Below are 14,558 nucleotides of genomic sequence, written 5' to 3'. Positions count from 1 at the left end.
ATGCAAATAAAAAGGGAGCGACTCAGTCGCTCCCTTCGTTCCTGCGGGAAAAGCCGTTTTGGACGGCTAGCTCACAGAATGTCCGACGCGTAATCGGCAAGCCGCGAACGCTCGCCGCGCGCAAGCGTCACGTGGCCGCTGTGCGCCCAACCCTTGAAGCGATCGACCACATAGGTGAGTCCCGAGCTGCCTTCGGTCAGATAGGGCGTGTCGATCTGGGCGATGTTGCCGAGACACACGATCTTCGTGCCGGGACCCGCGCGCGTGACGAGCGTTTTCATCTGTTTCGGCGTGAGATTTTGCGCTTCGTCGATGATCAGATACTTGTCGACGAAGGTGCGGCCGCGCATGAAGTTCATGCTCTTGACCTTCAGGCGCGAACGGATCAGCTCCTGGGTCGCCGCGCGGCCCCATTCGCCCGCGGCGTCGTCGGTTTTCTGAAGCACTTCGAGGTTGTCGTCGAAGGCGCCCATCCACGGCTGCATCTTCTCTTCTTCCGTGCCCGGCAAAAAGCCGATGTCCTCGCCGACGGGCACGGTCGCGCGCGTCACGATGATCTCGTTGTAACGCTTCTCGTCGAGCACTTGCGCGAGGCCCGCCGCGAGCGCCACGAGCGTCTTGCCGGTGCCGGCCTGACCGAGCAGCGTGACGAAATCGATTTCCGGATTCATCAGCAGGTTCAGCGCGAAATTCTGCTCGCGGTTGCGCGCCGTGATGCCCCACACGTTGTTCTTGTGGTGGCCGTAGTCGCGCAGCGTTTGCAGCAGCGCCGTCTTGCCGTTGAGTTCGCGCACGATCGCGTGAAACGCCGGTTCGCCGTTCTGCGGCTCGAGATAGACGAACTCGTTGACGAGCATCGACGCGCATTCGGGGCCCGTCACGCGGTAATAGGTCGTGCCGGTCTTGGTGTCCTGCCACGACTCCATGCCCTTGGCGTGCCGGGTCCAGAAGTCCTGCTGGAGCGCGCGCACGCCCGAATAGAGCAGATCCTTGTCTTCGAGAACCTGGTCGTTGAAGTAGTCTTCGGCGGGCAGGCCGAGCGCGTGCGCCTTGATGCGCATGTTGATGTCTTTCGACACCAGCACGACGAGGCGGTCGGGCCGGTCGCGCTGCAATGCGCGCACGACGCCGAGAATCTGGTTGTCCGCCTTGCCCTCGGGCAGGCCGTCGACGGGCTCGATGTGCGTGAGCGTGGTCTGGAAATACAGGCGGCCGAGCGCTTCGCGGCTGCCGAGACGGCCGAGCGAAATGCCTTCCGAGATCGGGCCCGCGTTCGCCACGAGCTGATCGAGCGTGCGACTGACCTGACGCGCGTTGCGCGCGACTTCCGACATGCCCTTCTTGTGGTTGTCGAGTTCCTCCAACGTCATCATCGGCAGATAGACGTCGTGTTCCTCGAAGCGGAACAGGCAGGTCGGGTCGTGCATCAGCACGTTCGTGTCGAGCACGAAGAGTTTCTTGACTTCGATGCCGTCCTCGGAATGCGTGCGCTTTTTCGCGCCGGCGCGCGTGGCGGGCGCGGCTGCGGCGCCCGGCGCCCGGGTCGAAGCGGGCTTGCCGCCGCGTGCGACGGGCGCAGCCGGCGCTTCGACGGTCTCCGTGGTTTCGGTGCGCGCTTCGAGCGGTTGCAGCAGCGCCGGCGTGGCCTGCTTGCGTTTTCGCGCGGGCGCCGGCGCCACCGGCTCGAGCGCGGCCAGTTCGGCGGTGGCGCTCGAAAGCGGCACGGTGCGCAGCGTGGTGGCGGCGTTGGCGGCCTGTGTCATCGGCTCGGCGACGCTGGTCGGGCCGTAGTCGGCCGCGTCCGCCGCGTCGTTCTCGCCGGCGGTCTTGCGCGTGCCGCGCGCCGGGCGCGCACGCGCCTTGTATTCCTCGGGCGGCAGCAGATTGCCGAGCTTGCTGGGGGGAGTAGGCAAAGGCATGGTGTCCCTCGAAAAAATCGGGTCGAGTGGTCGCGGGATAACCCAGTAAGGTGCGCTTTCGGGCGGTGCGGGCGGGTGCCGGGCAAGGCGCCTGTCGCTACCGCGCTGGGTGCGCGCTCGTTTCAGAAAATGCCGGTTCGCCTGGTTTTCGATCGGCTCCTTGACGTGGGCGCGCGCCGGGTCGCAAAGCCGGCACGACGGGGAGGGAAAGGGATACCGCGAACAAAAAAGCCGCTGCCCCGACTGGCGAGGCAAGCGGCTTGATTTCGGTGATCGCCCGTTGCCCCGGATACGCTTGCGCGGTCACCCGGTGACCGGCAGCGATATCGCCGCAACGCGACGTAAAAAAGGTTGGACAGGCACTCATTGCAGCCCAATATAACGCTCCTCAAAGCGCTTGTACAGCCTCCAGAACTTCGTCGACATGGCCCGGAACCTTGAGGCCGCGCCATTCCTGGCGCAACACGCCGTTGGCGTCGATGAGGAATGTGGTGCGTTCGATTCCCCGTACTTCTTTGCCATACATTTTCTTCATTTTGATGACGCCGAATAACGCGCAGAGCGCTTCGTCGCCATCCGATACCAAGGTAAACGGCAATTCGAGCTTGGCCTTGAAGTTCTCGTGCGAGCGCACGCTGTCGCGCGAGACGCCGACAATGGTGGCGCCCGCCTTCTTGAACTTCGGAAACAGGTCGCGGAACTCCATGCCCTCGCGCGTGCAGCCGGGCGTGTTGTCCTTCGGATAGAAGTACAGCACGACCTTGGTGCCCTTGAGGCTCGAAAGCGTGAAGTCGCCGCCGGTGGCGGGCGCGGTGAAATCGGGAACGGGTTGATCGACTGCGATGGTCACGTCAGGCACGTGGCACTCCCTTTGTTATTGGCTGGCGATGCCGGGGCGCGCCTTCGCGATCGCGAGAGGCGGCGCTGCGGTGCCATGTTGCCGGGACGGCGCGCCGCGCGCAATGGCTGGATCGATCGTCGGGAAAAAAGAGCCGGGACGAAACGGTGCGCGGGCGGCGGATTCAGTCGGGCTGAACGATCAACTGGCCGGAACGGCCTTCGATCTCGCCCCAGGTGACAGGGTACGATGGCAGCGAATCCGGGTCCAGCGCCGCATGGTAGTCGCCCATCGTGGCAAACGTATGGCCTTGCGCGCGCCAGCCCGCGAGCAGTTGCTCGAACACGGGCGCAAGCTTCTGGCCTTCGAGTTCCGCGTGCAGCGTGAACACCTGATCGTGCGGATTGTTTTCGGTGCGCTTGAGGAGCCACGCGGCCACGGTGCTGGTGTCGATGCCATCCACGCCCAGCACTTCGTCGAGCGTCGGCAAGGTGGTGGGCATTTGCACATGATCGAGCGTGCGTCCGTTCACGACCGGGCGATACGGCGAATGCCCGCGGCCGTCGGACGCGTAGCGCATGCCCCAGGCGTCGATCTGCCCGAACGCCGCCTCGTTCATCTGCCAGCCCGCCGCGCCGTGCGTGACGGGCGGCGCGCCGAACACCTGCGTGAAGCGCTCGTGGCTCTTTTGCATCTCGCGCACGGTCCAGTCGCGGTCGCGATGGCGCACGTTGTCCTGCCAGTAGACGTGATCCCACGTGTGGATGCCGCACTCGAAACCGGCTTCGTGGATCGCGCGCATTTCGGCGGCCGCGCGCACGCCCACGTCGGGGCCGGGCAGCAGCACGCCATACATGAGCTGCTTCACGCCGTAATGCTCGACCACCGAGGTACGCGACACTTTCTTCAGGAAGCCCGGCCTGAATACGCGGCGCAGCGCCCAACCGGTGTGGTCGGGGCCGAGGCTGAAGAGAAACGTGGCGCGCGCCTTGTAGCGGTCGAAGATGCGCGCGAGGTTCGGCACGCCTTCGCGCGTGCCGCGCAGCGTGTCGACGTCGATTTTCAGGACGATGCGGGCCAAGAGGCGAAGTCCTTCGCGTTACGCGTGCTGTTCGACGAGCGCGCGCGCTTCGCCCACGTGGCCGCGGTACGCTTCGAAGATCTTGCGCAGCGCTTCGTCGAAGGTCGACTTCGGCGCCCAGCCGAGTTCCTGCTTCGTGTTGTCGATCTTCGGCACGCGGTTCTGCACGTCCTGATAACCCGCACCGTAGTACGCACCCGACGAGGTTTCCACGAGCTGCACCTTTCTGGCCGTTTCCGCGTATTCGGGGAATTCGGCGGCGAGCGCGAGCATCTTGTGCGCGAGTTCGCGCACCGAGAAGTTGTTGGTCGGATTGCCGATGTTGTAGATCTTGCCCGTGGCGACGCCGTCCTTGTTCTCGATGATCTTCATCAGCGCTTCGATGCCGTCGTCGATGTCGGTGAACGCGCGCTTTTGCGCGCCGCCGTCGACCAGACTGATGTTCTCGCCGCGCACGATGTGGCCGAGGAACTGCGTGACCACGCGCGAGCTGCCTTCCTTCGGCGTGTAGATGGAGTCGAGGCCCGGGCCGATCCAGTTGAACGGGCGGAACAGCGTGAAGTTCAGGCCTTCCATGCCGTAGCCCCAGATCACGCGGTCCATGAGCTGCTTCGAGCATGCGTAGATCCAGCGCGGCTTGTTGATCGGGCCGTAGGTGAGGGCGGATTCGTCCGGGTCGAACTGCTCGTCCGCGCACATGCCGTAGACTTCCGACGTCGACGGAAACACGAGGTGCTTGCGGTACTTGACCGCCGAACGCACGATCGGCAGGTTCGCCTCGAAGTCGAGTTCGAACACGCGCAGCGGCTGCTGCACGTAGGTCGCCGGCGTGGCGATGGCCACCAGCGGCAGGATCACGTCGCACTTCTTGACGTGATACTCGACCCACTCCTTGTTGATCGTGATGTCGCCTTCGAAGAAGTGCATCCGCTCATGCTTGACGAGGTCGCCGAGGCGATCCGTCTGCATGTCCATGCCGAACACTTCCCAGTTCGTGGTTTCGAGGATCCGCTTGGAGAGATGATGGCCGATAAAGCCGTTCACACCCAGGATCAGAACTTTTTTGGCGTAGCCTTCGGTTTTCATGGACGGGGGACAGATGAAATGAGTTCGGAGAACGCGGCCGGCGTGACGACGGTTTCTTGACCGTCTCGTTGATGCCGCAGCTCGTGGATCGCGATGGCGCGGCCGTCGCCGCAAAGGGCGAAAAGCGCATTATCGCTTACGTGGAGTCCGGGCGGCAATGCGGCGAGGGCGCGAGCCCTTTCGGCATCTTGCGTGCCGGCGCGCACGAGCCGCGCGCGCGCGATCACGAAGCGCTGGCCGTTCACGTCGGCGAACGCGCCGGGATAGGGCGGCGCCACCGCGCGAATGAGGTTGTAGACCTGCTGCGCGCCCTGCGTGAAATCGACGCGGCCGTCTTCGGGCTTGCGCCCGCCGTAGTAGCTGCCTTTCCCGAGATCGTTGGGCAGATGCGGCGCCTCGCCCGCGATGAGCGCGGGCAGCACGCGCCAGAGCGTTTGCTCGGCGGCCACCGTCACCTTGTCGAACACCTGCGCGGCGGTGTCGTCGGGGAGAATGGGCACCGGCGTTTGCGCGACGATCGCGCCCGCGTCGGGCTTCGCGGCCATTTCGTGCAGCGTCGCGCCGGTTTCCGTTTCGCCGTGCAGCACCGCCCAGTTGGTCGGCACGCGGCCGCGATACTTCGGCAGCAGCGAGCCGTGCAGGTTGTACGCGCCGCGCGCGGCGAGCGCGAGCAGGTCGACGGGCAGCATGTGCCGGTAATAGAACGAAAAGATGAAATCGGGCCGCGCCGCGCTCACGGCGGCGCGCAATGCCGCGCTTTTCGGATCGGCGGGCGTGACGACTTCGATGCCGTGCTCCCCGGCCACGCTTTTCACGCTGCCGAACCAGATGTTCTCGGTCGGGCTGTCCTCGTGCGTGACGACGAGCGCCACGTCCACGCCGCGCGCGAGCAGCACCTGAAGGCAGCGCACGCCCACGTTGTGATAGGCGAAGACGACGGCGCGCGGCTTCATGGGCGCGCTCCTTCGTCGGCGGGCGCGGCGCCGGGCGGCGTGCCTTGCGCCGCTCCTTGCAGCGAGGTTTGCGCGCTTTGCACGGCGGCTTGCGTGGCCTGCGCGAACGCGGCGGCCTGCACGACGTCCTGGCGCGGCGTGTCCACCACGGCGCGGCCGTTGCGCTCCTCCAGGATCGTTTGCACGAGGTAGCGCGGCCGCGCGCGCACCTGCTGATAAATGCGGCCGATGTACTCGCCGAGCAGCCCGAGCGCGAAGATGATCACGCCGAGCAGGAAGAACGTGATGGCGAACAGCGTGAACACGCCTTGCACTTCCGCGCCGATGATGAAGCGGCGGATCAGCAGCAGCACGAACAGGCCCGCCGAACCCAGCGAGAGAATCACGCCGATGAACGACAGCCATTGCAGCGGCACGACGGAAAAGCCCGTCACGAGGTCGAAGTTCAGGCGGATCAGGCTGTAGAGCGAGTATTTCGATTCGCCCGCGAAACGCTCCTCGTGCGCGACTTCCACTTCCACCGGGTTCTGCGCGAAGGTGTATGCGAGCGCCGGAATGAACGTGTTGATTTCGCCGCAGCGATTGATCGTATCGACGATATGGCGGCTGTACGCGCGCAGCATGCAGCCCTGGTCCGTCATCTTGATGCGCGTGATGCGCTCGCGCAGCCGGTTCATCGCCTGCGAGGCCTTGCGGCGGAACAGGCTGTCCTGGCGCTGCATGCGAATGGTGCCCACGTAGTCGTAGCCTTCGCGCATCTTCTCGACGAGCTTGCCGATTTCCTCGGGCGGATTCTGCAGGTCGGCGTCGAGCGTGAGGACGATCTCGCCGCGCGCCTGCTCGAAGCCCGCGAGAATCGCCATGTGCTGGCCGTAATTGCCGTTGAGCAGGATGGCGCGCGTGGTGTCGGGGCGCGCGCGGAATTGATCGGCGAGCATCGCGGCCGAGCGGTCGCGGCTGCCGTCGTTGATGAAAATGACTTCGTACGAGGCGCCGAGCTTGTCGAGCGCCGGATACAGGCGATCGAACAAGGCCTTCAGCCCGGCTTCCTCGTTGTAGACCGGAATGATGACCGAGACTTCCGGTGCATCCGGGGTCAAGGTGCGTTGTTCCGTTTGACTCATGTGTGCGTCTTTTCCCTGTTGTCGATCGGCGCCGTCAGGCCGGCGCCGGTCTCGATCCCATGCCCGGCGGGCACGGTATTGAGCGCCTTTTCACGGCGCTTTTTGCTGGCTCGTTGCCTTTTGCTGCTTTTTTGCTGCTTATTTCCCGTACCGCGCGCAAATCTCGTCGACCGCGTCGCACACGCGCTTCACGTCGGCCTCGGTCATCTGCGTGAACAGCGGCAGCGTGAGCGTGGTCTGGCCGAGACGTTCGGCGAGCGGGAACATGCCCGCCTTGAAGCCGCGCTCGCGGTAAAGCGTGAACAAGTGGATGGCCGGATAGTGAACGCCCGAGCCGATGCCGCGTTCCTTGAGCTGCTCCATGAAGCCCGCGCGGTCGAGCGAGAGATGCTCGAGCGGCAGCGTGATCTGGAACATGTGCCAGTTGCAGTTCGTGAAATCGGCGGGCGGCAGGCCCACGCCGAGCTTCACCGCCGCGCCGCCCTCGAATTGCGCGAAGTAGCGGCGCGCGAGCGCCCGGCGCTGCGCCGTGAAACGTTCGATGTGCTTGAGCTGGCCGAGGCCGACGCGCGCCGCCACATCCGTCAGATTGTACTTGCCGCCGAGCACGTCGCAGTCCATGCCGTCGAAGCCGGTGCGCGTGACGCCTTGCAGGCGGTACTTCTGCGCGAGCACGGCTTCGGCTTCGTCGTTGAGGACGAGCGCGCCGCCCTCGATCGACGTGAGGTTCTTGTTGGCGTGGAAGCTGAACGAAACGATGTCGCCGGTCGCGCCGATGCGCTTGCCGTTCCAGCTCGCGCCGAACGCCTGCGCGGCGTCCTCGATCACGCGCAGCCCGTGCTGGCGGGCGATCGCGTAGAGCCGGTCCATGTCGACGGGCAGGCCCGCGAGGAACACCGGAATGATGGCGCGAGTCCGGGGCGTGATGGCGGCTTCGAGCTTGTCGAGGTCGATGTTGCGCGTGACGGGGTCGATGTCGGCGAACACGGGCGTCGCGCCCACTTCGTAGATCACGTTGCTGGTGGAGACCCACGAGACCGGCGTGGTGATGACTTCGTCGCCGGGGCCGACGCCCGCGAGGCGCAGGCCGATTTCGAGCGTGGCCGTGCCCGAGTTGAACGTGCGCACCGGGCGCCCGCCGCAGTATTCGGAAAGCGCCGCCTCGAACGCCTGGTTTTGCGGACCGGTCGTGATCCAGCCCGAACGCAACACGTCGACGACGCCCTGAATGGTTTCTTCGTCGATTTCGGGGCGCACGAACGGCAAAAACGGAAGGGATGACTGGGTCATGGAGGCTCTACTCTGGGCTCGTGAGGAGATGGGGCCGGGCGCAAGGGCGCGCCTTGCCACAGGTTTCGAAACGAAGCGGCAGCCTAGCTGCGCGCGAGCACGGCCACGCCGATCAGGATGATGCCGATGCCGACGAGCCGCTGCACGCTCAGCACCTCGCCGAACAGATACCACGCGGCGATCGCGTTGACCACGTAGCCGAGCGAGAGCATCGGGTAGGCGATCGAGACGTCCACGCGCGACAGGCCGACGATCCACACCACCACGCTCAGCACGTAGCAGCCGAGGCCGCCGATGATCGGCAGTTGCGTTGCGATCTTCCAGCCAATGGGCAGGATGTTCGCACGGCTGAATTCGAAGTGTCCAACGGCATTGACACCGGCTTTCAGCAACAGTTGCGCGCAGGCGTTCAGGCCGACGCCGAGGAGGATGCAAATCAGCGAAATCGGGTTCATCGAAGATCGGAAGCGTTGTTGGCGGTTGGCCGGTTTTGAATTAGGGGTGGATCGACATCGCACAGGCGCCGGCGCAAGCACGAAGGCTTGCCGCATCGGCTATTCCGGCGCCGTGCGACGCCCGAAGCGCCGTGATTATCGCGCATGCGCCGCCGCCGGCCTCCATTTTGGCCGGCGCGGCGCGGCGCGCACGCTACGGCTGAGGTTTTTCGACCACCACGCGCCGCGCGTCGCGCGCGATCACCCGCATCGGCAAGCCCTGGGCGGCAAGCGCTTCGTAGCGCGACACGGGCATCAGCGCGAGCGCATTGCGGTCGGCCTTCCAGCGCGCTTCGAAATCGGCGATGGTCGGCACCCACTTTTGCGGCTCCTCCTGAATGCCGAAGGCGAGTTCATCGGTGACTTCCACCATCGTCATGGTGTGGCGCACATAGAACGGCATCGTGTGGTCGAGCACGCCCACCGAGTAGAACGGCGTGCCGGGCGGCAGTTTGGCGATGGCGGCGCGCACGGCCGGCGCGAGCGGCGCGCCGGAGCTGAGCGTGCCGAACACGTCGTGGCCCGTGCCGGCGATGGTCGCGAGCAAGAGCCACGCGGTGCCGAGCGCGATCGCGGGCGCGCGCGCGCCGGTGTCGGGCGTGCGCTTCGCGCGATTGAGCCGCAAGCCGACCATCGTGCCGACGAACCCGACCGCCGCCGCGGCGAACACCCACACCTGGAATTCGCGGTAGAGCGCGTTCGGATTGCGCGCGTCGCCCTTGTGGAGTAGCACGAACGAACCGGCCATCAGCGCGACGGCGAGCAGCGCGTAACCGGCCAGATGGCGAGTCCACTGCGCGCGCGTCATGAGCGGCAGATACATGCCGATCACGAGCGCGAGCGGCGGCGCGATCGGCAGCGTGTACGAGATCAGCTTCGAATGCGAGGCGCTGAAGAACAGGAAGATGAACGCGGCCCAGACCAGCATCAGCGTGACGGGCGCAAAACCGTTGGGCTGGCGCGGCGTGCGCCACGCGTGACGCAGGCTCTGCACGCTCACCGAAAGCCACGGCAAAAAGCCCACCAGGATCACCGGGACGAAATACCAGAACGCGCCGGGCCGGTTCTGGGCGGGCGTGAGGTAGCGCTCGAACTGCTGGACGATGAAGAAGAAGTTGAAGAATTCGGGATTGCGGTCCTGCACGAGCGCGAACCACGGTGCGACGATCGCGAAAAACACGATCAGGCCGCTCACGAGATAGAGGCGCTTCCAGAGCGCCCAGTCGCGCGCCGCGATGGTATAGAGCACGAGCACGGCGCCGGGCAGGATCAGGCCCACCAGCCCCTTGGAGAGCACGGCGAGCGCCATTGCGCCCCAGCAGACCCACATCCAGAGCCGCGCGTTCTGCCGGGGCAGGTTAGGGCGCTGGGCGAGCAGCAGCGCGCAAAGCGTCAGCTCCATCCAGAACGACAGGCCCATGTCCAGCGTGTTGAAGTGGCCCATCAGGTTCCAGTACGGCGCGCAGGCCAGCACGACGGCGGCGAACAGGCCCGTGGCGGCGTTGAACACGCGCGCGCCGGTGAAACCGATCAGCAGCACGCCGGCGAAGCCGGTGAGCGCCGTATAGAGGCGCGCTTGCCATTCGCCGAGACCGAACGCCGCGAAAGTGAGCGCGTTCATCCAGGTTTGCAGGGGCGGCTTCTCGAAATACTTGTAGCCGTTGTAACGCGGCGTGATCCAGTCGCCGGTCGCGAGCATTTCGCGCGCCATTTCGGCGTAGCGGCCTTCGTCGCTGGGCAGCAGATGGCGCCAGCCGAGCGGCAGGAACCAGATCACGGCGAGCGCGGCGATCAGCAGCAGGATTGCGCTGCGGTTGAGCGGTAGCCTCGATGGCGTATCGTTCATGAGTTTCGGCCTGTGTTCTTCGTGCAGTCGTTGCGGTCGATTCAGGGAGCGGCGCCCGCAGGCGCGTGCGGGCGCACCGCGAGGGTGCGCCTGGCGCGGCGCGCAAGTGTACTACGCCGCCGCGCGCGAACCTGAAGGGGAGCTTAAGAATCGCGCTCGAAGGAGGTTCGATCCGCGCGCGGCCGGCATTGTGTCAGCGCTCGATCAGCAGCGCGGCCGCGACGCGGCGGCCTTCGGCCATGAGAATGTTGTAGGTGCGGCAGGCGGCCTTGAAGTCCATCGACTCCACGCCGATGCGCTTCGCGCCGAGTGCGGCCGTCCAGCGCGGGTGGGCGAAGCGCAGCCGCTCGCCGCTGCCGAACACGACCACTTCGGGGGCGAGCGGCAGCAACAGGTCGAAAAGCTCGGGGGTCAAGGCGTCGAACGACTGCACGGGCCACGCGATGACGGGCGACTCGGGCATCACGATGATGCTGCCGGTATGGCGTTCGAGGTTCACTTCGACGTAATCGGCGCCGTAGCCGGTGACGGTGTTCAGCGCGCCGCTGGAGTCCTGGTGTAGTTTCAAAACGGGGTTCCGGGTGTCGCGGTTCGGGAAAATCGCGGCCGTGTAGTTTGCCGCCGTGCGCCGGTTCATTCGCCGGTTCGTGCGCCAGCGGCATGAAACCGCGCGTGCGCGCGGGCTGGCGAGCCGTGGCGCGGGTCCGGCGCCGCAATGGCCGCCAGGCGCCGGTTTCGGGAGCCCGAGCGGCCCGGCGCGCGCGTTGCGCCCCGAGCCGACGGCGTCTTGCGCATTGCGGAAGTCGGCCAAAATCCGCTAAATTATAGCTTTTTAGCGGCTGCGGCGTCCGAGTGCCGACCGGGGCGTCAACCGTGGTGCGAACCCGAACCCGAACCCGGTAGCAGCGCGCGCTTCGCGCCATCCGCCTGTGCCATCCCTCGAAAGGCGAACGCAGTCACGAGCTGCCGAGCCGGCGCGGCCCGGTCTTTTCGCGCGCCTTGGCGCGTGCGTTCGTCCATTCTGGCCATGCCCGTCGTGCCTGTTCGCGCCCGGTCGTCGTCGATCCCGATTCGACGATGGCGGCGCCGGCGGCCGCACGATCAAATGGACGAAAAGCGTCGAAAAGCGACCCAAAACGGTCGCGGCCCGCACGCCCTAGCGATTTCGCCCGCATCGCCTTCCGTCCGGCCGTTGTTGGTTTCGGCACCGTTTAGGCGCTTTTGGCCCGTAGCTTCGTAGCCCCGATCAGCCCCGTTTTTCCTTTGGACCGACAGCCTGCCGTGAAACCGATTCTCAAATCCAACAAGCTGCAAAACGTCTGTTACGACATCCGCGGGCCGGTTCTCGAACACGCGAAGCGCCTCGAGGAAGAAGGCCACCGCATCATCAAGCTCAATATCGGCAATCTCGCGCCGTTCGGTTTCGACGCGCCCGACGAGGTCATTCAGGACATGATCCTGAACTTGCCGGGCTCCTCGGGGTATTCGGATTCGAAGGGCGTATTCGCCGCGCGCAAGGCAATCATGCATTACGCGCAGCAAAAGGGCGTCAAAGGCGTCGAACTCGACGACATCTACATCGGCAACGGCGCGTCCGAACTGATCGTGATGGCCATGCAGGCGCTGCTGAACGACGGCGACGAAGTGCTGCTGCCCGCGCCCGACTATCCGCTCTGGACCGCGGCCGTGAGCCTTTCCGGCGGCACGCCCGTTCACTATGTGTGCGACGAATCGAACGCCTGGATGCCTGACCTCGACGACATCCGCGCGAAGATCAAGCCGACCACGCGCGCGCTCGTCGTCATCAACCCGAACAATCCCACGGGCGCGCTCTACTCGGACGAACTGCTGCGCGGCCTGATCGACATCGCGCGCGAGCACGGCCTGATCCTGTTCGCCGACGAGGTGTACGACAAGATCGTCTATGACGGCAAGACGCACACGGCGCTCGGCTCGCTCTCCGAGGACGTGCTCACGGTCACGTTCAACAGTCTGTCCAAGAGCTATCGCGCGTGCGGCTACCGCGCGGGCTGGATGTTCCTTTCGGGCATGACCGGCGAAAACCGCCGCCGCGCGAAGGACTACACGGAAGGCCTCGGCATTCTCGCGTCCATGCGCCTGTGCGCGAACGTGCCCGGCCAGTACGCGATCCAGACGGCGCTGGGCGGCTACCAGAGCATCAACGAGCTGATCCAGCCGGGCGGGCGCCTTTATCGCCAGCGCGACCTCGCCTACAACCTGCTCACGGCCATTCCCGGCGTGACCTGCGTGAAGCCCGAGGCGGCGCTCTACATGTTCCCGCGCCTCGACCCGAAACTCTATCCGATCCACGACGACCAGCAGTTCATCCTCGACCTGCTGTTGCAGGAGCGCGTGCTGCTCGTGCAGGGCACGGGTTTCAACTGGAAGCAGCCGGACCACTTCCGCGTGGTGTTCCTGCCGAACGTCGACGACCTGACCGATTCGATCAACCGCATCGCGCGCTTTCTCGACGGTTATCGTCAGCGGCACGGCACCTGAGCCGTACCCCGGCCGCGCCGCACGCAACAACGCATTCCCTTTCACATATCTAGACGAACACACGCTGCATGGAACCGATCAAAGTAGGTCTCTTGGGCTTCGGCACGGTAGGCAGCGGCACCTTCACGGTACTGCGCCGCAACCAGGAAGAAATCAAACGTCGCGCGGGCCGCGGCATCGAGATCGCGCGCGTTGCCGTGCGCAATCCGGCCAAGGCCACGGCGGCGCTCGGCAGCGAGGCCGGCACGATCGAACTGACGACCGACTTCAACGCCGTCGTCGACGATCCGTCGATTTCGATCGTCGCCGAAATGATCGGCGGCACCGCGCTCGCGAAGGAACTCGTGCTGCGCGCCATCGCGAACGGCAAGCACGTGGTCACGGCGAACAAGGCGCTGCTCGCCGTACACGGCACCGAGATATTCCAGGCCGCGCGCGCGAAGGGCGTGATGGTCGCGTTCGAGGCGGCGGTCGCGGGCGGCATTCCCATCATCAAGGCGCTGCGCGAAGGTCTCACGGCCAACCGCATCCAGTACATCGCCGGCATCATCAACGGCACCACGAACTACATCCTTTCGGAAATGCGCGAGCGCGGGCTCGACTTCGCGACCGCGCTGAAGGCGGCGCAGGAGCTGGGCTACGCCGAAGCCGATCCGACCTTCGACATCGAAGGCGTGGACGCCGCGCACAAGGCCACGATCATGAGCGCGATCGCGTTCGGCGTGCCCGTGCAGTTCGACAAGGCTTACGTGGAAGGCATCAGCAAGCTCGCCGCCATCGACATCAAGTACGCCGAGGAACTCGGCTATCGCATCAAGCTGCTCGGCATCGCGCGCCGCACGGAAAAGGGCATCGAACTGCGCACGCATCCCACGCTGATTCCGGCCAAGCGTTTGCTCGCCAACGTGGAAGGCGCGATGAACGCGGTGGTGGTGCACGGCGACGCCGTGGGCACGACGCTCTACTACGGCAAGGGCGCGGGCGCGGAGCCCACGGCTTCGGCCGTGGTGGCCGACCTCGTGGACGTCACGCGCCTGCACACGGCCGACCCCGAGCACCGCGTGCCGCACCTCGCGTTCCAGCCGGACAGCCTCTCGAACACGCCCATCCTGCCGATCGACGAAGTCACGAGCGGCTACTACCTGCGCCTGCGCGTGGCCGACCAGACCGGCGTGATGGCGGCCATCACGCGCATTCTGGCCGACAGCGGCATCTCGATCGACGCCCTGCTGCAAAAGGAGTCGGAGCAGATCGACGCACACGGCAAGGCCGAAACCGACATCATCCTCATCACGCACCGCACCGTCGAAAAAAACGTGAACGCGGCGATCGCGCAGATCGAGCAACTGGCGACGGTCAAGTCGTCGGTGACGAAGCTGCGCATGGAAGGACTGAACTAAGGCAAGG

General features: G+C 65.6%; 12 protein-coding genes. 2 read left to right on the top strand and 10 right to left on the bottom strand.

Annotated elements, in window-relative coordinates; translation table 11 throughout:
* Positions 1 to 71: 71 nt before the first annotated feature.
* The 10 genes from U5805_RS17215 to U5805_RS17170 form a co-directional block, all read right to left on the bottom strand.
* A complete protein-coding gene (locus U5805_RS17215; RefSeq protein ID WP_322104695.1) occupies positions 72 to 1,919 on the bottom strand; it encodes a PhoH family protein in 1,848 nt (615 codons plus the stop codon).
* Positions 1,920 to 2,307: 388 nt separating this feature from the next.
* Positions 2,308 to 2,769 carry a peroxiredoxin gene (locus U5805_RS17210; protein ID WP_322104798.1) on the bottom strand — a complete coding sequence of 154 codons (462 nt, stop codon included), beginning with the start codon at positions 2,767 to 2,769 and terminating at the stop codon, positions 2,308 to 2,310.
* A gap of 172 nt (positions 2,770 to 2,941) precedes the next feature.
* Positions 2,942 to 3,838 (bottom strand): polysaccharide deacetylase family protein, encoded by an 897-nt coding sequence (locus U5805_RS17205; RefSeq protein ID WP_322104694.1) that lies wholly within the window; start codon positions 3,836 to 3,838, stop codon positions 2,942 to 2,944.
* An 18-nt stretch (positions 3,839 to 3,856) separates the two neighbouring features.
* Positions 3,857 to 4,924 carry a bifunctional UDP-4-keto-pentose/UDP-xylose synthase gene (locus U5805_RS17200; protein ID WP_322104693.1) on the bottom strand — a complete coding sequence of 356 codons (1,068 nt, stop codon included), beginning with the start codon at positions 4,922 to 4,924 and terminating at the stop codon, positions 3,857 to 3,859.
* The gene (locus U5805_RS17195) at positions 4,921 to 5,877 is read right to left on the bottom strand and encodes a formyltransferase (protein WP_322104692.1); all 957 of its coding nucleotides are present in this window, start codon (positions 5,875 to 5,877) and stop codon (positions 4,921 to 4,923) included. The genes U5805_RS17200 and U5805_RS17195 overlap by 4 nt, the downstream gene beginning before the upstream one ends.
* The gene (locus tag U5805_RS17190; RefSeq protein WP_322104691.1) at positions 5,874 to 7,001 is read right to left on the bottom strand and encodes a glycosyltransferase; all 1,128 of its coding nucleotides are present in this window, start codon (positions 6,999 to 7,001) and stop codon (positions 5,874 to 5,876) included. The genes U5805_RS17195 and U5805_RS17190 overlap by 4 nt, the downstream gene beginning before the upstream one ends.
* A 138-nt stretch (positions 7,002 to 7,139) precedes the next feature.
* Positions 7,140 to 8,291, bottom strand: a complete 1,152-nt coding sequence (locus U5805_RS17185) for a DegT/DnrJ/EryC1/StrS aminotransferase family protein (protein WP_322104690.1) — start codon at positions 8,289 to 8,291, stop codon at positions 7,140 to 7,142.
* 83 nt (positions 8,292 to 8,374) lie between these two features.
* The gene (locus U5805_RS17180; protein WP_322104689.1) at positions 8,375 to 8,746 is read right to left on the bottom strand and encodes an SMR family transporter; all 372 of its coding nucleotides are present in this window, start codon (positions 8,744 to 8,746) and stop codon (positions 8,375 to 8,377) included.
* 193 nt (positions 8,747 to 8,939) lie between these two features.
* Entirely contained in the window at positions 8,940 to 10,631 is a 1,692-nt protein-coding gene (locus tag U5805_RS17175; RefSeq protein ID WP_322104688.1) for a glycosyltransferase family 39 protein, read from the bottom strand.
* A 193-nt stretch (positions 10,632 to 10,824) separates the two neighbouring features.
* Positions 10,825 to 11,199 carry an Mth938-like domain-containing protein gene (locus U5805_RS17170; protein ID WP_322104687.1) on the bottom strand — a complete coding sequence of 125 codons (375 nt, stop codon included), beginning with the start codon at positions 11,197 to 11,199 and terminating at the stop codon, positions 10,825 to 10,827.
* A 713-nt stretch (positions 11,200 to 11,912) separates the two neighbouring features.
* Here U5805_RS17170 and U5805_RS17165 point away from each other — a divergent pair.
* Both U5805_RS17165 and U5805_RS17160 read left to right on the top strand, forming a co-directional pair.
* Positions 11,913 to 13,151: a pyridoxal phosphate-dependent aminotransferase gene (locus tag U5805_RS17165; RefSeq protein WP_322104686.1), complete on the top strand. Its 1,239-nt coding sequence runs from the start codon at positions 11,913 to 11,915 to the stop codon at positions 13,149 to 13,151.
* A gap of 68 nt (positions 13,152 to 13,219) precedes the next feature.
* Entirely contained in the window at positions 13,220 to 14,551 is a 1,332-nt protein-coding gene (locus U5805_RS17160) for a homoserine dehydrogenase (RefSeq protein ID WP_322104685.1), read from the top strand.
* Positions 14,552 to 14,558: the final 7 nt, after the last annotated feature.

The organism is Paraburkholderia sp. J41 (assembly GCF_905220235.1).
Classification (GTDB): Bacteria; Pseudomonadota; Gammaproteobacteria; order Burkholderiales; family Burkholderiaceae; genus Paraburkholderia.
The sequence above is the reverse complement of the archived record's forward strand: the minus strand, read 5'-3'. Positions and strand labels throughout refer to the sequence as shown.